The organism is Amycolatopsis sp. NPDC051371, from assembly GCF_040682155.1.
Classification (GTDB): Bacteria; Actinomycetota; Actinomycetes; order Mycobacteriales; family Pseudonocardiaceae; genus Amycolatopsis.
The window spans coordinates 97207-122069 of record NZ_JBFBAG010000017.1 but is presented as its reverse complement, the minus strand read 5'-3'; the positions used below and the strand labels follow the sequence as shown (position 1 = coordinate 122069).

Genomic DNA, 24863 nt, shown 5'->3' with positions numbered 1-24863 from the left:
CCAACCGGTCACGGCCACTGCTCCATTGGCATTAGGGTGACGGCAAGTCATTAGTAGGTTCGAGGGACACCGGGGGCACCTGTGACCACCGCGGGCGACGACCGTGCACGGCTCGAAGCACGCAATGCCGCGATGAAGGACCAGATGGACACCCTCCTGGAGAACTTCGAGCGGCAGACCACGCAGCTGCGGGACGCCCAGGCCGCGGCCGCGGAAACCACCGCCCACGTGCAGTCCCCCGACGGCCTGGTCCGCGCCACGATCGACGCCGGCGGCAACCTCGCGAAGCTCGAGTTCGCGCCGAACGCGTTCGAACGCACGACGCCCGCGCAGCTCGCGAACACCGTCCAAACGGTGGTGCGCCAGGGATCGCTGCAGGTCAAGCAGAAGATCGCCGACCTCATGGCGCCGATCACCGAGGGACTGCCCGACCTCGCGGACCTCGTCGAAGGCGCGCCGTCGCTGGCCGGGCTGGTGCCGCAGATCCCCGAGTTCGTCGAGGAAGAGGCGCCGGCGCCGCGGCCCTCGTACGAAGAAGGCGGCTCGATCCTGCGCAACGAGGCCGTGCCGCCGCCGATGCCCGCACCCAAGCCGGCCCCGAAGCGCGTCCGCCCGCCGCGTGACGAGGACGAGGAGCCGCCGTCGTCCTGGATGACGAGGGGCGACTGATGCCCGATGGGGGCTCCGGGTTCACCGCGGAACCCGACGCCGTCCTGCGCGCGTCGAGCGGCCTGACCACGGCGGCGGACGGGCTGGACAGCGCGCTGAAGGCGTTGCAGGGCGCCCTCGACGCGCAAGGCGCGTGCTGGGGCGACGACGACTCCGGCAAGGAGTTCGCCAAGGACTACGTGCCCGGTTCGCAGGGCGCCGTCGAGGGTTTCGCCAACCTCGTGCAGGGGTTGCGCGGCATGCAGCAGAACGTCGCCAAGTCGATGAAGGCGCTGTCGGGCGCCGACGAAGACGTGACTTCGCAGCTCGGCAAGGGGCAATGACCCGTGGGTATGGAGATGCCCGACGCGGTCAAGTGGCTGCTGCCGATCGTCGTCGGGGAGAGCTGGCCCGAGGGCGACGAAACCAAGCTGCGCTTGTTGAGGGACGCATGGCACGCGGCGTCCGCGGCCATCGCCCCGGCATCGGAGGCCGGTAACCAGGCAGCGTCCGGCATCCGCGACAACTGGACCGGCGACGGCGCCGACGCGTTCGTCGAGCAGTGGAAGAAGTTCGTCGACGGCGACGAGGCGTACTTCAAGCAGCTGACCGACGCCACCAAGGCCCTCGGGGATTCGTGCGACCAGACGGCGCTGGACGTCGAGTACACGAAGTACATGATCATCATCTCCCTGATCGTGCTGGCAGCCCAGATCGCGGCGATGATCGCGGCGGCGGCCGTGACGTTCGGCGGCTCGACGGCGGGCATCGCGCCGGCCCAGGTCGCGACGCGGATGACCGTGCAGATGCTGTTCCGGCAGCTCCTTGAGAAGCTGGCGCAGCAGGGGTTCAAGCAGGTCGCGAAGGAACTGCTGGAGAAGCTGCTCAAGCAGGGTCTCAAGAAGATCGGCATGGAGATCCTCAAGAACGAGGCCATCAACCTGGGGATGGACGCGGGTATCCAAGGCCTGCAGATGGCCAAGGGCGATCGTCAGAGCTGGGACTGGTCGAAGACTTCGGACGCGGCGATCTCGGGTGCGGTCGGCGGTGTGGTCGGCGCGGCTTCCGGGTCCATCGGGCGCGGGGCGACCGAGGGGCTTTCGCACTCTGCTGGTGGGCAGGTCGCCGATGCGGCGATGCGAGCGGGGGCTCGGGGGGCTGTCGAGGGGGTCGCGCAGACCGTTGGGCAGGCGGCGGTCACCGGGGATTTGGGGTCGCTGACGCCGGAGCAGTTGCTGACCGGGGCTTCCAGTGGGGCGGTGGGGGGTGCTGTCGGGGGCGCCAAGGACCAGATGCATTCGGTTCACGAGGCGAACATTCCTCGGGAGCCGGGTGGGGGGTCCGGGGATGGGGACTCCGGTGGGTCGGGGGAGTCGCGGTCCGGGGGTGGGTCGGAGGAGGAGCCGGGTTCGGGGTCGGGGCCTGAGTCGCGGGGTGGGGCTGAGTCGCGGAGCGAGTCTGAGTCGCCGAGCGAGCCCGAGTCGCGGGGTGGGCCTGAGTCGCAGGGCGAGTCTGCGTCGCGGGGCGGCCCTGAGTCGCGCGGTGAGCCTGAGTCGGCAGGTGAGCCCGAGTCGCGGGGTGAGCCTGAGTCGCGCGGTGAGTCCGAGTCGCGAAGCGAGCCGGAGTCGCGGGGTGAGGAACCTTCGCGGGAGCCGTCGACTGAGCCGGAGTCGCGGGGCGAACAATCTTCGCGGGAGCCGTCGTCCGAGCCCGAGTCGCGGGGCGAGGAGCCGTCGTCGGGACCCGAGCCCCGCGGTGAAGAGCCTTCGCGAGAGCCGTCGTCCGAACCGGAGTCGCGCGGCGAGGAGCCGCGGCGCGAGGCGTCGTCCGAGCCGGAGAGCCGTCGCGAACCCGAGCAACGCGCGGATAGTGCGCCTGGTCAGCAGCCGGAACACCGGTCCGTCGAGCCACCCCGGCAGTCTGATGGGCCGCGTCCGAGTGCTGACCACGTCCAGCAGGCAGAACGTCCGCAGCAGCCCGAGGTCAGGGCGGCGGCCGACAGCCCGGCGCCCCGGCAGCAGGCCGAAGCGCGGGCCGCGGACAGTCCGGCACCGCAGCAACAGCCCCCGGCTCCGAGTCAGCCGGTGGGCGGATCCGCGCCTTCGACGGGTGGGATGCCGGCGTCACCGGGCGGGTCGGCTGCGCCGCCGGTCTCGTCGCACAGTCCGGCGCCGTCGAACGGCGGCTATGGCATGGCACCGCCGGAAGCCGGCCGCCAGACCGGCGGACGCCCACAGGACAATGTCGGAGCGGCCGGCTTCACCGGCGGCACGAACCAGCCATTCGCGGCCGATGGGGGGACGGCGCCGTTCCAGAACGGACCGTCGCCACAGCAGGGCGGCCCATCCCAGGGCGGGTTCGCGCCACCCCCACCAGGCGGAATGCCGAACGGCGGCGGTGGTCCGGGACGTGCGGGTGGCCAGGCACCGCAGACCCCGCTGCCCCCCCGCGGCGGCCAGCCATCGCACGAGCAGCCGCGACGGACTCCGCCGCAGGACCCGCGCCGGATGCCGCCCGGTGGTCAGCCGATGCGTGGGCAAGCGCCGATGCCGCAGGGTGGGCGGCAGCCGCAAGGTGGACAGTCACCGCACGGTGTTCAGCCGCCGAGCGGCCAGCTGCCGCAGGGTGGGCAGCCCCACGGCGGCCAGCAGTTCGGCGGGCAGTCACAGGGTGGCCAGCCACCACACGGTATTCAGCCGCAGAGCGGGCAGCTACCGCACGGTGGCCAACCTCAGAACGGCCAACCGCAGGGTGGGCAACCGCTTCACGGTGGCCAACGGCCGCCGGGAGGCCAGGCGCCGCAGGGTGGGTTGCCGCCGCAGAGTGGGTTGCCGGCACACGGTGGGTTGCCGCCGCAGAGTGGGTTGCCGCCGCACGGTGGACAGTCGCCTCGCGGTGCGCAGCCGCCGGGTGGGCAGCCGTCTCCGGGTGGGCAGCCGCCGCAGGGTGGGCATCCTTCTTACCGAGGGCAGCCGCCGCAGGGTGGGCTGCCTTCGAACGATCCGCGGCGGATGCCGCCGCGGTCGCCGGTGGGGCCGCAGGGTGGGCCGCCGCATCCGGGGATGCCTGGGGGGCAGCGTCCCGCGGGGTACCCGAACCAGCCGCGGGGGCCGCAGGGGCCGGGTCCGCATCCGGGCGGGCGGCCGCCGATGCCGCCACCGCCGACCGGCCGTCCGCCGATGCCGCCGCACGATCCGCGGCTGGGTCCGGCGCGTCCGGTGGGGCCGCCGCAGGTTCCGCCGCCGCGGTTCGGTCCGCCGCAGGACCACCTGCCTCGTGGTCCGCAAGGTCCCGTCGACCAGCCGCGTCCCGTCGAGCAGCCCGCCGAGCACGCCCCGGTTCAGGAACGGCCGGTCGAGCAGCAGCCACCCGCGGCCGGACAGGCCCAGAACCGGCCGACAGAACCGGTCGGCGAGCAAGGACGCCCGGCAGAGCGAACGCCCGTGGGAGGCCGGGCCGCCGAACCGCCCGCAGCCGAGCAACCGGCCGCGCGGAATGCGCCTGAACGGCCTGCTGAGCAAGCCGCGCCGCAGGAACCGCCGACGGACGAGCGACCCGACGCCGAGCAAGCCGCTGACCCGGCTCAGGAGCACACCGACGACGCCGAGCCGGCGGCGGCTGAGGAGCACGTCAGCGGGCAAGAGCCCGCCGGGCAGGCCGACGAGCCCTACCTCGACGATCCCGGGTTCCACACCCAGGACCCCGCCGGCATCACGCGGATCGAGGACACCTTCATGGACTCCGGGCGGCAAAGCTCGGAGACCGGCGAGTGGCGCCACGAGCAGGTCCACCGCGAGGCGCTCGCCAGGCGGGACCAGTTCCACCCCGGCATGTCCGACGACGGCGCCTTCGCCGTGCACGCCTACACGCGGCACGAGATGGTCGGGCCGCTCAACCGGGCCCTCCGGCTCGGGGGTCCCGAACTCCTCGACCTCGCGCCTCAAGCCGGGGCGCTCGTCTCCGGTCTCAACGAGATGCCGCCGCACGTCGGCACCGTCTCGCGGCGGGTCGATTTCCACGGGGACCCCTCGCGACTCCAGGCCTTCCTCGGGCGGTTCCACGAGGGCGCGCACATCACCGAGCCCTCCTTCCTCAGCTCGTCGAAGGTCGACGCGGCGCATCCGCGCAGCACCTTCGCCGGTGAGGTCGAGATGCGGATCGAGTCCCGGACCGGGCGGGACGTCGAGTCCATGGCCAGCATCGGGCGCGAGCGCGAGGTGCTGTTCAAGGCCGGGTCGCAGTTCGAGATCACCGGGGTCGAGAAGGGGCCCGGCCACCCCGAGCACCCCGGCTTCGAGAACCGCCCCGGCGCCCGGGACCAGCCGCAGTGGATCGTGCACGCCGAGGAGATCGCGCCGGGGGATCCGCGGTACCGCAGTGATACCCGGGACGCGATCAACGAACGCCGTGCCGCCGAACGCGCCGATGAGGAACGCTTCGAGCGGGAACAGGCCGAGAAGGACGCCCAGTTCTACGCCGAGTACCCGCACCTCAAGCCGACCGGTGACCTGTTCAAACTGCTCGGCGGGGACGAAGACGCGCCGCCTCCGCCCGAGAAGCGCGCGCCCGCCACGAACGCACCCGAAGGCGGCTGGTCCCGGCTCGCCGAACCGCTGACGCCGGGTGGCCCGCCCGTGCTCCACGCCGGGTCCGTCGAGACTCCGCAGCAACACGCGCGACTCGTGCGCGACGCCGTTCCCGAACTCGCCGCCGTCAACACCCGCAACCACTACAGCCCGGGCGAACACGGCTACCGGACCAACTCCGCCGAGTCGATGACCGCCTTCGACCGGCGGATGAACGGTGAGGACGTCGTCGCCGGGCCTGCCCGGGGCGAAAGCCTCGACGGGCAGTGGAGCAGCCGGGGCAGCTTCGACGACGTCGCGCGCGACCTCGGGGAACGTCCAGTCGGCGCGCGGACCGCCGTCGCCTTCGAGCACGCCGGCGAAGAGCGGCTGGTCGCCGCCGTGCACACCGACCACGGGGTCCTGTTCGCCGACCCCGTCACCGGACGGCTCGCCGAGCTGCCGCACGACGCCACCGGGATCCGCGAACTACCCCTCGGCCAGCACGAAACGCCGACGATCGCCGACCGCCTCGGCCCTGCGCCCGAACGGCTGCCGCACGACGAGGGCTACCTCTTCGACGACGACCACCGCGGGACCCCGGCCGACCACGAGAGCATCCGCCGCGCAGTCGGCGACGAGGGCATCTACCAGGACATCCACGACCGCGCGCTCGCCCGCCGGGACGCCGCCGGGTTGCGCCTGACCGACGACGGCGCCGTCGCGGTGCACGGCTACACCCGCGGCGAGTACGCCTACGACGTCAACGAGGCGCTGCGCCGCGGCCCTGGCCACCCCGGCTTCGACCTCGCGCAGGCGAACGCCCGCGCCATCACCGACGGTCTCAACCAGGTCCCGCGCACGTCCGGCGAGACCATCCGCGCCTTCGAGGTCGGCGGTGACCCGCGGCTGGCCGAGCTCGTCGCCGGGCCGTACAACCCCGGTGACGTGGTCGTCGAGCCCTCCTTCTCCAGCGCGTCCATCAAGACCGATGAGTTCTCGAGCAGCAAGTTCGGCGACGACGTCGAGCTGCACGTCCGGTCGGACAACCTCCGCGACATCTCGAAGCTCGCCGAGAACCCGTCCGAGCGTGAGTCGCTGTCGCCGCCCGGCACGCAGTTGCTGGTGCACGAGCGACGGCTGGAAATCACGCCCGAGGGCCGCCGCAAGTGGGTCATCGAGGCCGAGGAGATCGGCCCCGGCCACCCGCGCTACCTCGACCCCGAGGCCGCGCAGCAGAAGATGGCCGAGCGCCGCGCCGAGAACGACCACAACGCGGCCGAGTTCGAACGGCGCAAGCAGGCCGCGCTGATGGAACGGCTCGGCGGCTTCGGCGAGCCCGAGCAGCACCACCAGCCGGAACACCCCAAGGTCAGCGACGTCCTCAACAGCCACGTCGAGTCCCCCGTCGTCCACGAGCCCCAGCCGGACTACGGACACCTGGCGCGGGCGACGAACCCGCCGTCCGAGCCGGCCATCCACGCCGGCGCGGCGACGCCGGCAGAGCGCGCGGCCTACGTCCAGGACCGGCACCCGCACCTGCGCGAGGTCAACCCGGGCTTCCACCAGCCGGGTGCGCTGGAGAACGGGTACATGTCCAACTGCACCCGCGCGCCCGAGGCCTACATGGACCGGTTGCGTGGCGGGGACATGACGGCCGAGCCGATCCTCTTCCACGAGATGGGCACGCGCGGCACGCTCGAGCACCTCGAGGGCCGGTTCGGCGAGACGTTCTCCGAGCGCGGCAGCTACGACGACGTCATCCGCGAGATGCGGGACAAGCCGCTCGACCACCACGCCGTGGTCGCGGTGAAGTACGAGGGCCCGAACGGCGTCGAGTACGGGCACGTCGCGATGGTCGTGCACACCCGCGACGGCGTCGCGTTCATCGACCCGCAGTCCGGCGACCTCATGCACCTGCCGCAGCCGCCGAAGGGCATCAAGCTGATGCACGTCGGCACGCCGGACGAGGCGCACGTCCAGAGCGAGCACGCCGAGACCACCGAGCACGGCGGCTACGGCAGCGCGCCGCAGTCCCGGCTCGACGAGCTGCTCGCCCAGCCGCGGGTCGCCGAAGCGCTCGACGGCGCGACGAACGACCTCATCGTCAAGGACCACGAAGGCAACCCGCAGAACCTCGGGCCGATCGGCGAGTTCGTCCGGACACGGCTGGCCGAGCACCCGGAGTTGGTGGACCTGCTCCACGACCCGGCCAACGAGTTCCTGACGCGCTCGCTGCTGCGCAAGCCGGAGACGATCGCGAGTCTCCTGGTGCACGACGAGGCCATCCCGATCCTGGCCGACGCCGTGCACGAGGTGCACCACCCGGACCCGGACGCGGAACCGGTGGGTCCGGACGCCGACCCGACGCCGCTCACGCCGGAGCAGGCCGAGACGTCGCGGGATGTACTCGACGAGGCGAGGGAGCACCCGAACGCGCACCGCAAGCAGACACCGTTCGACCAGAGCAAGCGCGGGGACGAGGCTTACACGCGGGAGTACCTCGCCGAGCGCTACCGGGAAGCGGCCCAGGTGGACCTCAAGCTGAAGGAGATCCTGCCGCCCCTGGCGGAGGAGACCGGCGGCCACGCGGGGTTCCGGCCCGGGCCGAAGTCTGAAGGCCGGGCAATGGACAAGATCAACACCAATTACAACGGCGACGCGTCGAGGCTGGTCGACCTCGCGGGCGCGATGATCCAGTTCGAGCGCGTGCAGGACGCCTACGCCGCGTTGGCGCGGATCGCGGAGCACCCCGGCCTGGAGATCGTCGACTTCGACGACCGCTTCGCGAATCCCGCTCCGGCGGGCTACCGCGACCTGCAGATGAGCGTGCGCATCGACGGGCACGTCGCCGAGCTGCGTCTCCACTTGAAGGCGCTGGACGACGTCTCGGCGTACGAGCACTCGCTGTACGAGGTGAGACGTGACCTCAAGGCACTCAAGAAGGCCGAAGACCGGCCGTACACCGACGAAGAACAGGCCCTGATCGACGGGCTGGTCAAGCGCGAACGTGAGCTGTTCTGGGACGCGCTGCAGGGGAGTCTCTAATGGTCCAGACGCCGTCCTACTTCGAGTACTACAACCACGCGTTCATGATCGACAGCACGCCTGACGGCGGGCTCACCGGCCGCATCCTCAACTGGGAGACCGGCCGGTTCGACGAAGACAACGAGCACGTCATCGACGTGCTGTTCGACCACGGGCCGGACATCCGGAGTCTCGATCGCGAGCGGTTCATGCGCCGGACCGAGGAGGAGCGGCACAACTACCTCCGCGGCGACGGGCCGATCTTCGCGCTCTACCAGACCATCGACGCGATCTGGGCCGGCGCGGAAGAGGAGAACCGCCGGATCACCAAGGAGGAACGCGCCTTGATCGAGTCGCTGTACCGGCGCACCTTCAAGATGTGGGAGGACGAGTTCGCCCGCCGCGACGCCGGCGAAGCCCCGACCTTCACCTTCAGCTCGGTGTTCGAGCGATGATTCACGTGGAACATCGACTTTCGCCCGAAGACCAGCGCACTCTCTTGGTGCAGCTGGGAAAGCTCGTCCGCGAGCTCCGGACCGACCCCACCGGGCCCGCCGCCGTCGACTTCCGGCAGGTCGGGACGCACACCGAACTCCAGGGCCACAACGCGACGACGTCCGACGCCGTCGCCGAGCTGTTCACCGAGCTGCGCAAGGGGATGTACGCCGAGGACCGCGGCGCCTGGCTGCAGGCGCGGTTCACGCTCACCCCGGACGGCACCTTCGACTTCGACTTCGCGCTCGACGACGATCCGGTGTGGACGGACGCGCCGCCCTCGGCCGCCTACCCGGCGGAGCTCGCCGCGTTCCCGCGCGCCGACGAGCACATCCCCGACTGGTGGCGGCTGCGCGCTCAGCTGCCGCTCGGTGTGGTGTTCCGGCACGCCGAGGCCGGCGGCCCGGACGTCGAGCGGCCGCCGCTGACCGACACCGAGGTGCCGCTCGTGCTGCAGTACCTCGAGCGGGAAGCCGTCGTCCACGAAGACGGCGACGTGCGCTTCCACACCGACGGCGCCTGGATCTGGCCGTCGTCGGTGGCCGACCAGCTGGCGGAGCAGGGCATCCCGCCGGAGCCGGACCTCGTCGCGCACATCCGGCGGCACCACTTCCAGCCGCCGTACGTCGAGCCGCTGGTGCGCCGGACCGCCGAGGCCGACCTGCTGGGCAAGCCGCGGCCGAAGCCGAGCCGCGCGGACGTCAAGAAGACGAGCGGTGACGTCGCCGCGGAGCTGGAGACCACGCCGGACCCCCAGCTCGGCGACGAAGAACTGCTGATCGTGCTGGTTCAGAGACTCGGCGAGCACGGCGTCTGGCCGGAGGCCTACCGCGTCGGCGGGCGGGCCGACGGCACGTGGTGCCTGAACTTCACTCCGGAGGGCTGGGAAGTCGCCGCGTACACCGGCGGGGAACCCCGCGAGCCGAAGTACTTCGAGCGGCTCGAAGACGCCGCCCAGCAGCTGCTCGGGGCGTTGTTGCTGCACCCCGCGCGGATGACGGCCGGGCACGAAACCCCGCTGGAAACCGCCAAGGAACTCGACGACTGGCCGGTCCACCCGGCTCCGGGTGAGCCTCCCCTCACCCTGCTCCGCAACAAGCGCATCACCCGGCTGGTGGCGGGTACGGTCGTTCTGCGCTTCGGCGAGGAACCCGGCAATCTCGTTCACCACGGCGAGGTACGGTTCGCCACGACGTCGCTGCCGCTGGAACGTGAGCGGCAACGGCGGAGCTACCGGCTGAGACGCCCTCTGCACGTGATCACCGGCATCACGGTTCCGTGGGCGAACCTGCCGGGTGGTGCGGTGGCCTTCGTGCTGCCGAAGACGATCGCCGAGCACGAGTCCGACGGAAGCCTGGAGAGGATCGAGTAGGTGGAAGCGGCGGAAGCGATTGCCAAGGTCGGCCAGTGGCTGCGTGCGGTGCACGGCCCGGACGTCTCCGGTCCCGCCGGGCTCCGGGTGGACACCGAGAAGGTGCTGCGCATCCCCGAGGGCTGGTCGGTGCCCTACAACACCATCGCGTTCCTCGACGAGGGACGGCCGGAGAAGGAGATCTTCCCGCCGCCGTCGGTCGTCGTCCGCGAGCCGGACGGCGAGCTGCGGCAGGCGCACCCGCACCCCGGCGGGCTGTCCGTGCCGGTGGCGTTCCCCGGCCAGGAGAACTGGCGCGAGGTCGTCGACCCCGAGTACGTGAAGGCCGGGCTCGGTGAGCTGGGCGTGCCGCTGCAGGCCGTCGCGGGCTGGGTGAAGGTCGACGCCGAGGGCAACCAGACCGGCGAGGAGCGCGAGAACCCCGAGTACAAGGCGGGGCCGATCCGCCGCGGTTACCCGAAGCCGGACAACACCCTCGAGACGCTGCTGTCGTTCGGCAGCGTCGGCTGGCTGACGCGGGAACTGCTGCTCATCGGGCTGATCCGGTGCGAGGTGTTCATCCCGCTCGACCTGGAGACCGGCAAGACCGACCGGTTCTACTTCGCCGAGGAGCGCAACGAGCTGAAGGTGTTCAGCTCGACCCGGCACCTGCCCTCGCGCGAGCACGGCTGGTGGAAGGTCGACGTCGCGACGCTGGCCGAGTTCGAGCACCCGCCGAACCTGGTGATCAACGGCGGCCCGACGACCATCGAGGACGTCTCCAGCGGCGAGCTCGCCGAGATCGTCCAGCGCTTCCCGCGCCACGAACCGCGCATCGACGTGCACGGCCGCTGCCCGGAGGCCGAGGAGGACCTGATCCGCGTCGCGGCCGACACGGCGTCGCGGATGGGCCTGCCGGACCCGGTCAAGCCGCCGCTGCTCGCGGCCGAAAAGGCGCGGCGGCGTGGGTACGAGCTGACCGCCGAGGAGTGCGCGAAAACCGTGCTCGGCGAGTCGTGGCTGAAGCGGCTGCAGATGCCGGAGCCGCCGCGCAGCAAGCCCAACGACCTGCGCGCGAACGGCCTGGCGCCGACGTACGACAACGCCGGCCGCGCGACGCCGCGGCTCGACACCTTCGGCAAGTACTTCGAGCGGGACCTCGACGGCTTCCGCTACGGCTGGCAGCGCGTCACGGGCGCGTACGTCGGCTTCGCGCTCGGTGAAGCCCTCGGCGCGGCCGTCGACCGGATGATGCTGCACGACATCCACGCGAAGTTCGGCATCGAAGGCGTCACCGACCTGGTGCCGGCGTTCGACCAGGCGGGCCGGATCGGCTCGCTGACGCAGCGGCTGCTGTTCTACACCGAGGCCGCGATCCGCAGCCCGCACCGCGAGCAGCCCGAGTCCCGCGACGCCGAGCAGCTCTTCCCCGGGGTGGTCCGCGGCGCGCTGCAGCGCTGGCTGCGCACGCAGGGCGCGCCGCTGGAGGACGCGGACGGCTGGCTCGTGCAGGTCGCGGACCTGCACGCCCGCCGCGACGCCGACGACGTCGAGCTGAACTCGTACCACCAGCTCGCGACCAAGTCAGACACTGTCGGGGGCGCGCCCCCCATGACCGGCCCGGCCGCGCTGATCCCGGCACTGCCCGCGGCGCTGACCATGGCCGGTCCGGGGAGCGGGTTGAGCGGCGGTGCGCGCCAGGCGGTGCGCGACCTGGCCGGCGTCACCCACCCGACCGAGCCCGACTTGGCTGCCGCGACCTACCTGACCTGGCTGTTCGAGCACGCGCTGACCAAGGAGGCGTTCAGCTTCCCGATCTGGAACCTCAGCCGCGAGGTGCTCAACCCGGACAACCAGTACCAGCAGGGTCCGGAGTGGACGGCGATCAAGGACATGGTCGCCGAGTCGGTGCCGTTCTTCGGCGAGCACGGGCTGCCCGACCTGCGGATGCCCGAGCTGATCGGCGACGGCAAGTCGACGCTCTCGGTTCTCGGACGCGCCTTCGCCGCGTTGTCCGGCTTCGAGAACTACCCGGAGCAGGCGTTGCTGCGGGCCGTCAACCACTCCGGCCGGAGCGCGCTCACCGGCGCGATCGCCGGCGCCCTGCTCGGCGCGCGCACCGGTATCCCCGGGCTGCCGCAGAAGTGGGTCGACCAGCTGGAGCTGCGCTACCTGGTCGAGAACGTCGCTTCGGACGCCTACTGGCACTTCGACCGGCACTCGGCGCTGAGCGCGCTCGGCGACGAGTGGATCGAGCGGTACCCGCGGCATTGACGCGAGGATGGGGAGCATGACTGAAAGCGACGAGGGCTTCGTCGAATGGCGGCCCGACGTCGATCCGGAGTTCGACGAGAAGGCGTTTCCCGGCCTCGGCCTCCCGGTGCGCGCCATCCGCGGCTGGGCGCAGTACACGCTGTTCGGGGAGCCGACGGGCCCGCGCCGCGCCAACGAGCAGTACCGCCCGGGCCCGGTCTGGCGCGGTTTCCCGGTGCCGACGACCGACGCCGAGAAGCTGCTCGGCTACCTCGGTGCGAACTGGATCAGCCGCGCCGAGTTCGTGACCGCGCTGCTCGACTGCGAAGTGCTGGTGCCGACGCCGGAGGGGGAACCCGTGGTTCGCCCAGTGCCGGACGGCCGGGAAGTCATCGCCTACAGCTCCTCGGCGAAGGTGCCCGGGCGCTACCCGCACCGGTGGCGGGTGACGGTCCGCGAACTGCTGGCGGACCGGCCGTCGACCGGGCTGACACTCGACCCCGGCACCGGGATGGTGCGCAGCCTGACCGCCGCCGAGCTGGGCGACGCCGGCCCCGTCGAACGGCGGCCCCGGCTCGACGAGCCCGCGCCGGAAGCCGGGTCCGAGGTCGCGGAGGCGCTTCCCGCGCTGGTCGCGGAGTTCGGCGTCGAGCCGCCCGACCTGCTGGAACGGCACCTGCGGTACGCCGTCGACCACGCCCGCGACCACCACTTCGAGCTCTCGCCCGAGGACTGCGTCCGGTACCTGCGCGGGTTCGCCTGGCAGTACCGCAACGGCGTCCGGCGGCGCGCGGGCCAGGATCCGGAATGGCCAGCCGACCTGGCCGCGAACGGCCTGATCGCGCACGTCGACGAGGACGCGCGCCCGCGGCCGGTGCCGTGGACGTTCGGGAAGTTCTCCGCCTTCGGCACCCTGGCCGCGCGCTTCGCGTGGCACCGGATCGTCGGCGCGTACGTCGGCTTCGCGATCGGAGACGCGCTGGGAAGTGGTGACGCGGGCACGCTGGGCGGGCTGACACGCCACCTGCTGTTCCACACCGACATCGTGCTGCGCGGCCTGCCGCCGGTGCCGGCCGGCGAGGTGCCGGCCACGCTGCCGGATCCCGACCCGGTCGGCTGGCTGGCGGTCGCGACGCGACGCGCGGGTCCCGCGCCCGACGACCTCTCGACGTTGCTGGCCACGGCGCTGGCCGCGACGCCGGCGGGAGCGGTCGCCCTCGACGGCGTCGACGGCGAGCAGTACGCGAAGGACGTCGCCCGCGCGCTGACCGGGGACGCCGGAACCGAGGTGACCGAGGGCGTCGAGCTGCTGATTGCCCTGTTCCAGGCCCTGCTCACGCGCGACACGTTCGCGCTGCCCGTCCACCTGCGGCTGCGGGAGATCGGCGGCGAACTCGCCGAGGAGACGCTGGCGTTGCGCGAAGACCGCGACGCCGACGACGTCACCCAGCTGGAGAGCATCGGCGACGGCCGGAGCGTCCGGTCGGTGCTCGGCCGGGCGCTGTTCGCCGCGGCCAAGCGCGGCCACGACCCGGCGGCGGCGATCACGCTCGCCGCGCGGTCCGGCCCGGTCGCGGGCGCGGTCGCCGGGGCGCTCGTCGGCGCCCGGGCCGGCGTCCCCGGCCTGCCCGCCGCGTGGGTCGCTGCCCTACCGGACCTCGGCCTGCTCGACGACGTCGCCAGCGACGTCTTCTGGTACTTCAACCGCAACGGCCTCCAGACGGAGACCGCGGAACACCCGCGCTGGGAACGCCGATACCCCAGCGGACGCTTCACCACGGAACCGAAGGGACCGGACTTGCGCTCACGACTGCGGGGCAGCCTGCTGGCCGGGGCGATCGGCGACGCGCTGGGCGCGAAGACCGAGTTCGACTCGATCGACCGGATCCGCGAGATCGCCGGACCGGACGGCATCACCGACTTCATCCCGGCTTACGGCGGCGTCGGCCGGATCACCGACGACACGCAGATGACGCTCTTCACGCTCGAAGCGCTGGTCCGGGCGCACGCCCAGCAGCGGCGGACGGGCTCCGCGGACGTCGTGCACTCGCTGCAGATGGCCTACCAGCGCTGGCTGCACACGCAGGGTGTCGCGTGGGAGCGGGCACGCGGACCGCAGTCGGACGTCGAAGCACCCGACGGATGGCTGGTCACCCACCAGGAGCTGTTCAGCCGCCGTGCGCCGGGGCTGACCTGCTTCGGCGAGCTGGAGGCGTACGGCCGCTCGGGCGTCCGGGGCACGATCGAACGCCCGGTGAACAACTCGAAGGGCTGCGGCGGCGTGATGCGCGCGGCGCCGGTCGCGTTGTGGTCCGACGACCTCACCGAGGTGTTCCGGCTCGGCGCCGCAAGCGCGGCGCTGACCCACGGTCACCCGAGCGGGTATTTGTCCTCGGGCTGCTTCGCGGTGCTCGTCCACGGGCTGCTGCACGGGAAACCGCTGCTCGACGCCCTCGCGGCCGCGCGGGACGAACTCGTGAAGCACCCGGGTCACGAAGAACAGAGCGCGGCGTTCGAGGCGGCCCTGGCGCTGGCGGAGCAAGGACCGCCGACGCCGGAAAAGCTGGAATCGCTCGGGCAGGGCAACGTCGGCGAGACCGCGTTGTCGATGTCCGTGTACGTCGCGCTGACCACCGCCGACGCCGACACGGCGTTGCTCGCGGCGGTCAACCACAGCGGAGACAGCGACTCGACCGGCTCGGTCTGCGGCAATCTCGTCGGCGCGATGTACGGCGAAGAAGCGCTGCGGCAGAGCTGGCTCGGGCAGCTGGAGCTCCGCGATGTCATCGTCGGTCTGGCGGACGACGCGCTCACCGAGTTCGGCCCGGATGCGCCGGACGACGACCGGTGGTTCGCTCGGTACCCGGTCGACTAGGTTTCCGGTGTCACTGGGGTCAGGGGAGGACGAAACGTGCGTTACCGGGTAGAGGTGGCCGAACGCCCGGACGGCCTGTACGCGACGTGGGGCGAGGGGACGTTCCGCGCGCAACGTTCGACGACGGACGGCACCGTGCTGCTGTCCGTGCTGCCGGAGGACGAGGCGCCGGAGGGCTTCGACAAGGAGTTCGAAGACCGGCCGGCGCGGGTCGTGCCGGCGAGCGAGGTGCCGGCGACGTTCACGCTGCGCACCTTCGGCGAGTACGACGGCGAAGTCTTCGAGGTCGCGCCGGGCGCGCGACCGGAGCTGACCCTGCGCTGGGTCAAGGACGACGCCGCCCGCGCGGCGCAGCTGGGCCTGACCGACTTCTCGGTCACGGTGCCGGCGAAGCAGGTCACGGCGCTGTGGCAGACGCGGCTGGACTTCACCGAGACGCCGGAGGCGCGGCCGCAGCCGGGCACCGGCGACCAGAACGCGCTGCTGCGCGCCATCGGCCGGACGCTGCTGCACACGGTGCCCGGCGGCTGGTCCCGTGTCGGCGCGCAGTTCCGGCAGGTCGGCGACTACTCCGAGATCGAGGTCCGCGCGGTCGGCGACGAGGACGGCCTCGTGTCGGTCTCGTTGCCGGCGGTGCCGCGGCTCGGCGGGCTCTTCGCGCGGCTGCGGGCCGCGATGTTCCAGCCGGAGGTGGGCACCTGGTACCAGGGCACCTTCACGCTCGACGCGGAGTCGCAGTTCGACTTCGACTTCGACGCCGACCGCGAGCCGGCCTGGCGGGTGCCGCCCAACGAAGGCGGCCGGCCGTCGACCGCCGCCTACGAGCTGGAGCTGGCGAACTTCCCGCGAGCGCCGAAGCATGTGCCGGCGTGGCTGACCGCGAAGGCCGGCCTGCCGCTGGACGTCACCTTCCGGCTCGCCCGGGCCACCGACTCGCACACCGAGGGCGAACGGCCGGTGGTCAACCGGCCGCCGGTGCCGCCGGACCAGGTCCGCGGCGTGCTCGACTACCTGTTCCGGGCGCCCGTCGCGCTGCACCGGCCGGCGCCGCTGCCGGACATCTTCGGCGCGCCGGGCGCGAAGCCGGACGTCCCGAACGCCTTCCACACCGACGGCGTTTGGATCTGGCCCGCCGCCGTGCCGCACTACCTGCGCAAGTACGGGGTGCCGCCGGAGCCGGAGCTGGTCGAGCACATCCGGGCGGCCGGGTTCCGCCCGCCGTTCGTCGGCGACCTCGTCCGCGCGACGGCGGAGGCGGAGGTCCTCGGCCGGCCGCGGCCGCCGCAGACGGCCGCGGACCTGCCGGACGAACGCGCGCTCGTCCGCGTCGCGCGGGGTGAAGACGTGCGGGAGCTGCGGGGTGCGGAGACGCTGGAGCTGCTCCAGCAGCGGCTCGCCGAGCACGGCGTGCCGGCCGCGGCCTACCGGATCGGCGCCAAGGAAATCCCGGCCGAGGGCGTCTGGACACTGCGGCGGGCCGAGAACGGCTGGGAGGTCTCGCGGCCGCCGGCCGACGAGCCGGTGGCGTTCGCCTCGCTCGGTGACGCGGCCCGGTTCCTCCTCGGCGTGCTGCTGATGCTGCCGCCGCGGCCGGCGGAGGAGTCCGACCAGCCCGCCGACTGGCCGATCCTGCCGATGCGCGGCGAACCGCCGTTGAACTTCTACCGCGGCAAGCGCCTGATCGTGCTGCCGCCGGGCACGACGGTCGTCCGCTTCGGCCCGGAGACCGGCAACCTGGTGCACGCCGAAGGCTCGCGGTTCGTCGAGACGTCGCTGGCGTTCGAACGCGAACGCGAGAAGCGGCTCTACCGGGTGCAGCGCGCGGTGCGGGTGCTGACCGGCGTGACCGCACCGTGGAGCGCGATGCCGGGCGGCGCGGTCGCCTACCTGCTGCCGCGGCCGCTCGCCCAGCACCTCGAGACGGGCTCGCTCAGCAGGCAGTGATGAGGACGGCGGGTGACCACCAGTAGTCGGCGAGCGGTTCGACGCCGACCTCGGTGAAGCCCGCCGTCTCCAGCTGCTCGGCCCAGCCGGCGGCCGGGTGCTCCCAGTTCGTGCGCTCGTGGCCGTCGACGATCCCGAGCAGGACCGGCAGCAGGAAACCCTGCGCGACCAGCGACGCGTCTTCGCCGTACTCGGCGACTCCACGCTCGTAGCGCTCGACGAGCGAGCGAAGGTGCTCCGGCGACCCTTCGACGTACTCCGGGATGTCGAACTCGGCGAGCACCAGCGTCCCGGTGCGCAGCTGAAGCGCGCGAAGCACGTCGGCGCGCTGTTCCGGCTCGATGGACTGCAGGGCGAACGTCGACTGGACAAAGTCCCAGCCGAGGTCGTCCCGGGCCAGGAAGTCCTGCGCGGTCGACTGCCAGCACGTCGCCGACGGCACCCGCTCCCGGACGCCGTCGAGCAGCGCGGCGGACGGCTCGACCAGGTCGATCCGGCTCGGCACGTGCGTGGCCTGCTCCAGCGCGGGCACGACCGCCAGGCCGTCACCGCAGCCCAGGTCGAGCAGCGATTCCGGCTTCGCGTTGTCGTAGCGGGCGGCGAGGGCGGCGCTCAGCGCGCGGTACAGCTCGACGTTGCCGCCGCCGCGGATGAACGCCGTGAACGCCTCCGGCTGGTCGTACACCGCTGCCGGGCCGTCGCCGGCGAGGTAGGTGCGCAGTTCACCGGCCAGCGAAGAGCCGGCGAGGCCCGCCTGGGCAGCGAGTTCGGCGGCCTGGTCGCGGTCACCGGTGCGGTAGGCGGCGAGGGCGTCGGCGAGCAGCTCGATCGAGGTCATGCTGTGACGATGCCACTGATCCGGCCGGCAGCCACGGCGGAAACGTGTCGGTTCGGCGTGTCAGCCGCGATCCGTATCCGCCTGCTTTCGGTCGGATCAGTAGCCGGGAGATATCAGAACGGCACCCACAACGTCACCCGCGTGCCGCCCCCGGCGAGTCCCGATTCGACCAGCGACGTCCCGCCGACCTCGGCCAGCCGCGCGGTGATCGACTCGCTGATGCCGAACCCCGCCGGGTGGTCGGCCGCGCTGAAGCCGGCGCCGTGGTCGCGGGTGATCACGGCGATCCCGCCCTCGCGCTCCTCGACGCGCACCACGACCCGGTCGGTCCCGGAGTGCTTCATGGTGTTCCGCATCGCCTCGCGCACGGCGTCGCGGATGGCGATCTGCCGGACCTCCGACAGCGTGTCGTCGTCCAGCTCGGCCACCACGAGCTGGGCGCGCAGCCCGTCGCGCGCCATCTCGGCGGCGAGCGCGGCGAGCTTCTCGCCCAGCGGCCGCGCACCGGCCTCGGCCTGGTCGGACGCCGCCGTTTCGATCGTGTGCCGGATCTCCATCGCCTGCGCCCGCGCGAGCCGTTGGATCTCGACCAGCCGTTCTTCGGCGTTCGACGTCCCGGACAGCGCCATCGCCTCGAGGGTCTGCAGCACGGTGTCGTGCAGCATCCGGTGCTGCTGGGCGCGCTCGGCCAGCCGGCCGTTGCGGGTGCCGTACGCCAGGGCGAGCCGGGTGCCGAGCCCGGTCAGCACCAGCGCGGCGGCGGCCAGGAAGAGCTCGGCGAGCAACGCCGAGAACGTCGAGAACGCGGCACCGACGCGGAACCCGCCGGTGTTGATCCAGTTCGCGAGCATCCGCAGCGGGAAGCTCGCGAGGCCGAAGACGAGCCCGCTGGGGACGCCGAGCGCGAGCGTCAGCAGCCCGGCCTCGCCGAGGAGGTGGACGCCGCTGACCGCCAGCGCGTCGAAGTACCCCTCCGCCGGCACGGTCAGCGCGAGGACCAGCGGCGAAAGCACGGTGAAGACGAGGTCGGCGGCCAGCATCTTCCCCGCGTCCCGGCCGCGGTACGGCGCCGAGCGGAACATCCAGCGGAAGCCGAGCAGGTTCACCACGACCGAGAGCAGGGTGAACACCCCGACCGGCAGCAGCCCGGTCGCGCCGTGCCGGAGGGCGTAGACGCCGAACTGCCCGGGCACGGCGAGCAGCCGGAAGGCCAGCGGGATGAGCACGACGTACCGGGTGGCGCGCAGCAGCAGGCCGTCGCGCCGGCTCGGGTCGATCGGCCCGGCCATCCTCGAGATGCGCTTCAGCGCGTGGATCGGGGTCGGGTCGCCGATCTCGTCCGAGAGCTCGCTGGTGGCCGTCGCGATCGCGGGCGCGCCCTGCCGCAGCAGTGCCACGAAGAAGCTGCCCCCGGTCGCCGGCTTCGGCGGGTCGGGCGCTTCGGTGGACATCGCGCGGACAACCCCCTGGTCACGTCGGTGAACCGAGGTTGGGAGTATCACCGATCCGCGACGGTCAGGTCCAGCCCTCCACGGAATTCACAGTGAGTTGGTCAGAAGTTTCCGATTTCCTGCTCTGCGGCCCACTTCTTCAGCTCGGCGACGGCGTCGTCGTGCTCCAGCGGGCCGCGGTCCAGGCGCAGCTCCTTGAGGAACTTCCACGCCTTGCCGACGTCCGGCCCCGGCTTCAGGCCGAGCAGCTCCATGATCTGCTCGCCGTTGAGGTCCGGCCGCACGCGGTCGAGGTCCTCCTTGGCCTTGAGCGTGGCGATGCGGGCCTCGAGGTCGTCGTAGGTCGCCTGCAGCGCGGCCGCCTTCCGGCGGTTGCGCGTGGTGCAGTCGGCGCGGACGAGCTTGTGCAGCCGGGTCAGCAGCGGGCCGGCGTCGGTGACGTACCGGCGGACCGCCGAATCCGTCCACTCGCCCTTGCCGTAGCCGTGGAACCGCAGGTGGAGGAACACGAGCTGGGAGACGTCGTCGATGATCTCCTTGGAGAACTTCAGCGCGCGCAAACGTTTGCGGGCCATCCGCGCGCCGACCACCTCGTGGTGGTGGAAGCTCACGCCGCCGCCCGGCTGGAACTCGCGCGTCGCCGGCTTCCCGACGTCGTGCAGCAGCGCCGCCAGCCGCAGGATCAGGTCGGGCTCGGACGTCGGCTCGTGCGACTTCTCCAGGTCGATCGCCTGGGCCAGCACGGTCAGCGAGTGCTCGTAGACGTCCTTGTGCTGGTGATGCTCGTCGATCGCCAGCCGCATCCCGGGCACCTCGGGCAGCACGCGTTCCCCGAGGCCGGTGTCGACCAGCAGCTCCAGCCCCGGCCGCGGGTCGTCCGCGAGCAGCAGCTTCGACAGCTCAGCCTGGACGCGCTCGGCGGTGATGCGGTCGATCTCGCTCGCCATCGACGTCATCGCGTCGATGACCCGCGGCGCGGCGGTGAAGCCGAGCTGGGCGGCGAAGCGGGCGGCCCGCAGCATCCGCAGCGGGTCGTCGGCGAACGACTCCTGCGGCGTCGCCGGCGTGTCGAGGACCTTCTCCCGCAGCGCGCTCAACCCGTCGTGCGGGTCGATGAACGTCTTCGTCGCCAGCTCGACGGCCATCGCGTTGACCGTGAAGTCGCGGCGGAGCAGGTCGCCCTCGATGCTGTCGCCGAAGGTGACCTCGGGGTTGCGGCCGACGCGGTCGTAGCTGTCCGCGCGGAACGTCGTGATCTCGAGCTGCATGCCCTTCTTGGTCACGCCGACCGTGCCGAACGCGATGCCGACGTCCCAGACCGCGTCGCCCCACTCGCTGACGATCTTCAGCACCCGGTCCGGGCGCGCGTCGGTGGTGAAGTCGAGATCACCGGAACGCCGGCCGAGCAGCGCGTCGCGCACGCTCCCACCGACCAGGTACAGGCGATGCCCGGCCCGGGCGAACCTCTCGGCCAGCTCGTCCGCCAGGGGGGAGAGCCGCATCAGCTCCACCACCGCGTTCTCCTTGGCGACCACGTCGTTCACGAAAATCCCACTGGGTTCGGGTGCGATTACTACAGGCACCACCGGACAGGACACGGAGAGCCAGCCTACCGGGGCAACCGTTTGCTCTAGCATCGCAGCATGTCTGGATCAGCCGGCCGCCCCGGCGCCTCGAAGCCGCGCAGGCGGCGCAGGCGTCAGCGCGGCAGGCGCCTGACCACGGTCGACGAGACGTCGGCCGGTGGCCTCGTGGTGGACGCCGAGCGCGAACAGGCGGTGCTGATCGGCCGGCTCGACCGGCACGGCAGACTGCTGTGGTCGCTGCCCAAGGGCCACATCGAGGACGGTGAGACGGTGGAACAGACGGCCGTGCGCGAGGTCAAGGAGGAAACCGGCATCTCCGCGCGCGTGCTGCAGCCACTGGGCACCATCGACTACTGGTTCGTGGCCGAGCGGCGGCGCATCCACAAGACCGTCCACCACTTCCTGCTCGAAGCGCTCGGCGGCGAGCTTTCCGACGAGGACGTCGAGGTCACCGAGGTGGCCTGGGTCCCGCTGGCCGAGCTGGAGACCAAACTCGCCTACTCCGACGAGCGCAAGCTCGTCCGGAAGGCCAGTCAGATGCTCAAGGAACTTTTCGCGCGCCCGGACGTCCACGGACGAGACGAGCACGCCCCTGAGGGAGCCCCCGAGTGAAGCGGTTCGCCGCAGCCTTCCTTTCCGTCCTCTTCCTGGCCGTCCCCGCCCTCACCGGAGCCACGGTGGCCCAGGCGGAGACGGGCGCGCGCCTGCGCGTCGACCTGACCCAGCTGGCCCCGCGCGTCATCACGTCCTCGACGACGACGCTGACCGTCGCCGGCACGGTGACCAACACCGGCGACCGGAAGGTCACCCGGCCGCAGGTCCGGCTGCAGGTCGGCGACCGGCAGACGACGTCGCGCGGGATCGACGACGTGCTTTCGGGCGCCGTCATCAAGGACGCCCCGCTGACCGAGTTCACCTCGCTCGCGGACGTGCTGGAGCCCGGGCAGAGCGCGCCGCTGACCATCACGGTGAACCTGACCGGGACGAAGGCGGCGCAGTTCGGCCGTCCCGGCGTCTACCCGCTGCTGGTGAACGTCAACGGCACGCCGGAGTTCGGCGGGCCCGCCCGGCTGGGCGCGGTCAGCATGCTGATGCCGGTGCTGGCCGGGCCGGGCAAGACGGCCGGGCACTCGTCGGCGGGCGCGCCGAGCATGACGCTGCTCTGGCCGCTGACCAGCAGCGTCCCGCAGGTCTACGCGGCGCCGTACGGCCAGCCGCTGGTGCTGCGCGACGACAAGCTGGCCGACGAGATCGGCCCCGACGGCCGGCTGAACGCGCTGGTCACGGCCGCGTCCACGGCCGTGCAGGGCGACTCGAGCCTCGCGAAGTCGATGTGTTTCGCGCTCGACCCGGACTTGCTGGCCACCGTCGACTCGATGAGCCGCGGCTACCAGGTGCACACCGAGAGCGGGAACATCGACGGCAAGGGCGTCCAGACCGCGAAGACGTGGCTGGCCTCGCTGCGCTCCCTGCTGACCGGCCGGTGCGCGGTGGCGCTGCCCTTCGCCGACGCCGACCTCAACACCGTCTCGCGGATCCGTCCCGGCGATCCCGCCCTGGTCGCCCAGGCGGCCGCGGCGGCCGCCACGATCCAGCAGCTGGCCGGTGTCACACCGCAGACCGGCGTGCTCTGGCCGGACGGCACGCTCAACGAAGCGGTGCTCACCGCCCTGACCCAGGCCGGCGTCAAGACCGTGCTGACGGACGCGGCGAAGCTCGCGCCCGCCGGCGCGGGCGGCGGGGTCACCGTGCAGGGCAGCGCGGTCCGGGCCCAGCCGACCGACTCGCTGATCTCCGCGGCCATGACCGGCGTGCCGAGCGTGCCCGACTCGGTCACCGTCGCCGCGAACACCGAGCGGGCGATCTCCAGTCAGAACGGGCTCGGCGCGCTCGCCTTCCGGGCCGGGCTCGGCCTGCCGGCCGGGCAGGAGCGCCCGGCGCACCTGCTGGTCGCCCCGCCGCGGCGGTGGGACGCCCCGGCCGCCGAGCTCACGGCGTACCTGCAGCAGGTCGGCGACTTCCTCAACGCCGGGGTGGTCACCGCGCAGTCGCTTTCGTCGCTGCTGTCCGCCGACCCGGCGGCTTCCGGCGCGGTCGGCGACGGCGGCCAGGACCCGGACGCGGCCATCGACCCCACCCTCGTCTCGACGCTGGCGAAGCTCGACGACCAGGCCACCGGGATGGCGTCCGCGATGCAGCTGGACCCCACCAAGCGGGTGAAGCCGGACGACGTCGTCGCGCCGGTCCGGCTGGCCGAGCTGCGCGGTGCCTCCACCGGCTGGCGGGGCCTGCCCGCCGACGCGGCGGCCGCGAACGCGCAGGCCGAGATCGGGGCCATCAGCGACCGGGTGAGCGTCCGGCAGCCGCAGCAGACCATCGCGCTCGCGTCCGGCAACTCGCCGCTGCCGGTGTACGTGGTGAACGACCTGCCGGTCGGGATCAACGCCCGGTTCACCTTGAACAACAACACCGGCCTGCGCGCCGACGACGCGCGGGACTGGTCGTTCCCGGCCGGCGGCGGCCGGAACTACTTCCTCCCGGTGGAGGCGCTGCGGGCCGGGCGCTTCAGCGTCGATGTGTCGTTGAGCACGCCCACCGGTACCCCGCTCGGGTCATCCGCGCGGTTCGAGCTGACGTCGACGGAGTACGGCGCGATCACCATCATCGCGACCGTCGCCGCAGGTGTGGCCCTACTTCTGCTCGCCTCCCGGCGCATCTACCGACGGGTGAAGGACGCCCGAACGGGTCGCGACTTGGTCGACTGATCTCTCGGCCTTTGAGTGTTCTGCGCGGTTCCCGATTACCCTTGGTCCGCACATACGCGGCACCGGGCCGCGGGCACCGGACCGAGCACCGAGGATTGGGCGCGCGTTGGAGAGAGAGCCGGGCTTACCACCCGAGCGTGCGAGTCGTCCTCGGCGCGAAGGCGCTCCGCCCCCGAAACAGGGTGACGGGCCTCCGCGCGCGTCGCAGCCGGTCCGCCGCCAGCCGCCGCCCCAGCAGCCGCCGCCTCCCCCGGAGCGCGGCCGCCGCCAGCCGCCCCGCAACGGCCACACCCGCCAGATGCCGGCTCCCGAGGACGCGACGGTCCGTGACCGTCGCCCCATTCGCGAGGACGGCCCGCCCCGCCGACCGGCGCGTGAGGACGGGCCCCGGCCCGCACGCGACGACGCTCCGCCCCGGCGGCCCGCCCGCGACGATGCCCCGCCGAGGCGGCCGGCCCACGAGGACGGCCCGCCCCGCCGAGCACCTCGCGACGACGCACGGGTGCGTGAGGGAAGGCCCGTCCGCGACGACGTACCTCGCCGGGACGGAAGGCCGGTCCGCGACGGGCGGCCGGTGCGCGACGACGTGCCCCCGCACGACGGCCGGCCCGTCCGCGACGACGGCCTGATCCGCGAGCAACGGCCGCCACGTGACGACGTGCCCGTGCACGACGGCCAGCCGGTCCGCGACGACGTGCCCCCGCACGACGCGTGGCCCGTCCACGACGAGGTCCCGCCCCGCGAGCCGCAGCGCCCCCCTCGGCGCGTCCCGCCGCCGGGTCCTCCCGGCCCGCCTCCGCAGCAGCCCCCGCCAGGCCCCCCGCCGCGTGGCGGGCAGCCGCCGCGCGCCGCCGGCGGTCCGGCGCCCACCCGGGTCCAGCCCGTGCCGCCGCTTCCGGGACCGCCGGTACCCCCGGGACCGCCGGGTCAGCCGCCGGGTCAGCCGTCGGCCCAGGGCCGGCTGCCGCAGCCGGCCCCGCCGTCGACGCCGGCCCAGGGCAACCCGGCTCCCGGGACACCGCCGCCCGGCATCCCGGTGCCGCCCCGCGGCCGCGGGTCCCGGCG

At 72.6% G+C, this 24863-nt stretch carries 13 protein-coding genes; 10 read left to right on the top strand and 3 right to left on the bottom strand.

Translation table 11 applies throughout. The features are described 5' to 3' along the window. The first annotated feature begins 132 nt into the window (after window positions 1–132). Genes AB0M59_RS22010 through AB0M59_RS21975 form a run of 8 tightly spaced genes read left to right on the top strand, consistent with a single transcriptional unit; the run spans window position 133 to window position 17158 of the window. Window positions 133–669, top strand: coding sequence for a YbaB/EbfC family nucleoid-associated protein (locus AB0M59_RS22010; RefSeq protein ID WP_364617683.1), 537 nt, complete (start codon window positions 133–135; stop codon window positions 667–669). Beyond that, the gene (locus tag AB0M59_RS22005; protein WP_364617681.1) at window positions 669–992 is read left to right on the top strand and encodes a WXG100 family type VII secretion target; all 324 of its coding nucleotides are present in this window, start codon (window positions 669–671) and stop codon (window positions 990–992) included. The genes AB0M59_RS22010 and AB0M59_RS22005 overlap by 1 nt, the downstream gene beginning before the upstream one ends. A gap of 15 nt (window positions 993–1007) precedes the next feature. After that, window positions 1008–8261: a toxin glutamine deamidase domain-containing protein gene (locus AB0M59_RS22000; protein ID WP_364617679.1), complete on the top strand. Its 7254-nt coding sequence runs from the start codon at window positions 1008–1010 to the stop codon at window positions 8259–8261. Continuing rightward, window positions 8261–8695 carry a hypothetical protein gene (locus AB0M59_RS21995; protein ID WP_364617677.1) on the top strand — a complete coding sequence of 145 codons (435 nt, stop codon included), beginning with the start codon at window positions 8261–8263 and terminating at the stop codon, window positions 8693–8695. The genes AB0M59_RS22000 and AB0M59_RS21995 overlap by 1 nt, the downstream gene beginning before the upstream one ends. Next, the gene (locus AB0M59_RS21990; protein WP_364617675.1) at window positions 8692–10107 is read left to right on the top strand and encodes a TNT domain-containing protein; all 1416 of its coding nucleotides are present in this window, start codon (window positions 8692–8694) and stop codon (window positions 10105–10107) included. Before AB0M59_RS21995 ends, AB0M59_RS21990 begins: the two co-directional genes overlap by 4 nt. Continuing rightward, a complete protein-coding gene (locus tag AB0M59_RS21985; protein WP_364617673.1) occupies window positions 10108–12360 on the top strand; it encodes an ADP-ribosylglycohydrolase family protein in 2253 nt (750 codons plus the stop codon). Window positions 12361–12376: 16 nt separating this feature from the next. Then, window positions 12377–15214, top strand: coding sequence for an ADP-ribosylglycohydrolase family protein (locus tag AB0M59_RS21980; protein WP_364617671.1), 2838 nt, complete (start codon window positions 12377–12379; stop codon window positions 15212–15214). Window positions 15215–15250: 36 nt separating this feature from the next. Next, window positions 15251–17158 carry a TNT domain-containing protein gene (locus tag AB0M59_RS21975; protein ID WP_364617669.1) on the top strand — a complete coding sequence of 636 codons (1908 nt, stop codon included), beginning with the start codon at window positions 15251–15253 and terminating at the stop codon, window positions 17156–17158. Here AB0M59_RS21975 and AB0M59_RS21970 read toward each other — a convergent pair. The 3 genes from AB0M59_RS21970 to AB0M59_RS21960 form a co-directional block, all read right to left on the bottom strand. Next, window positions 17145–17996: a class I SAM-dependent methyltransferase gene (locus AB0M59_RS21970; protein ID WP_364617667.1), complete on the bottom strand. Its 852-nt coding sequence runs from the start codon at window positions 17994–17996 to the stop codon at window positions 17145–17147. The two genes, AB0M59_RS21975 and AB0M59_RS21970, sit on opposite strands and share 14 nt — an antisense overlap. A gap of 113 nt (window positions 17997–18109) precedes the next feature. Next, on the bottom strand, window positions 18110–19447 hold the full coding sequence (locus tag AB0M59_RS21965; protein ID WP_364617665.1) for an ATP-binding protein: 1338 nt from the start codon (window positions 19445–19447) through the stop codon (window positions 18110–18112). 101 nt (window positions 19448–19548) lie between these two features. Beyond that, a complete protein-coding gene (locus tag AB0M59_RS21960) occupies window positions 19549–20991 on the bottom strand; it encodes a CCA tRNA nucleotidyltransferase (protein ID WP_364617663.1) in 1443 nt (480 codons plus the stop codon). 99 nt (window positions 20992–21090) lie between these two features. Here AB0M59_RS21960 and AB0M59_RS21955 point away from each other — a divergent pair, with 99 nt between their 5' ends. Together AB0M59_RS21955 and AB0M59_RS21950 are read left to right on the top strand one after the other, a co-directional pair. Continuing rightward, window positions 21091–21645 (top strand): NUDIX hydrolase, encoded by a 555-nt coding sequence (locus tag AB0M59_RS21955; protein ID WP_364617661.1) that lies wholly within the window; start codon window positions 21091–21093, stop codon window positions 21643–21645. Beyond that, window positions 21642–23798, top strand: coding sequence for a DUF6049 family protein (locus tag AB0M59_RS21950; RefSeq protein ID WP_364617659.1), 2157 nt, complete (start codon window positions 21642–21644; stop codon window positions 23796–23798). The genes AB0M59_RS21955 and AB0M59_RS21950 overlap by 4 nt, the downstream gene beginning before the upstream one ends. Window positions 23799–24863: the final 1065 nt, after the last annotated feature.

Coding starts and splice junctions, on each gene's coding strand:
- AB0M59_RS21970 (WP_364617667.1), bottom strand. CDS start 17,996: ATGACCTCGATCGAGCTGCTCGCCGACGCCCTCGCCGCCTACCGCACC.
- AB0M59_RS21990 (WP_364617675.1), top strand. CDS start 8,692: ATGATTCACGTGGAACATCGACTTTCGCCCGAAGACCAGCGCACTCTC.
- AB0M59_RS21995 (WP_364617677.1), top strand. CDS start 8,261: ATGGTCCAGACGCCGTCCTACTTCGAGTACTACAACCACGCGTTCATG.
- AB0M59_RS21980 (WP_364617671.1), top strand. CDS start 12,377: ATGACTGAAAGCGACGAGGGCTTCGTCGAATGGCGGCCCGACGTCGAT.
- AB0M59_RS22000 (WP_364617679.1), top strand. CDS start 1,008: ATGCCCGACGCGGTCAAGTGGCTGCTGCCGATCGTCGTCGGGGAGAGC.
- AB0M59_RS22005 (WP_364617681.1), top strand. CDS start 669: ATGCCCGATGGGGGCTCCGGGTTCACCGCGGAACCCGACGCCGTCCTG.
- AB0M59_RS22010 (WP_364617683.1), top strand. CDS start 133: ATGAAGGACCAGATGGACACCCTCCTGGAGAACTTCGAGCGGCAGACC.
- AB0M59_RS21965 (WP_364617665.1), bottom strand. CDS start 19,447: ATGTCCACCGAAGCGCCCGACCCGCCGAAGCCGGCGACCGGGGGCAGC.
- AB0M59_RS21955 (WP_364617661.1), top strand. CDS start 21,091: ATGTCTGGATCAGCCGGCCGCCCCGGCGCCTCGAAGCCGCGCAGGCGG.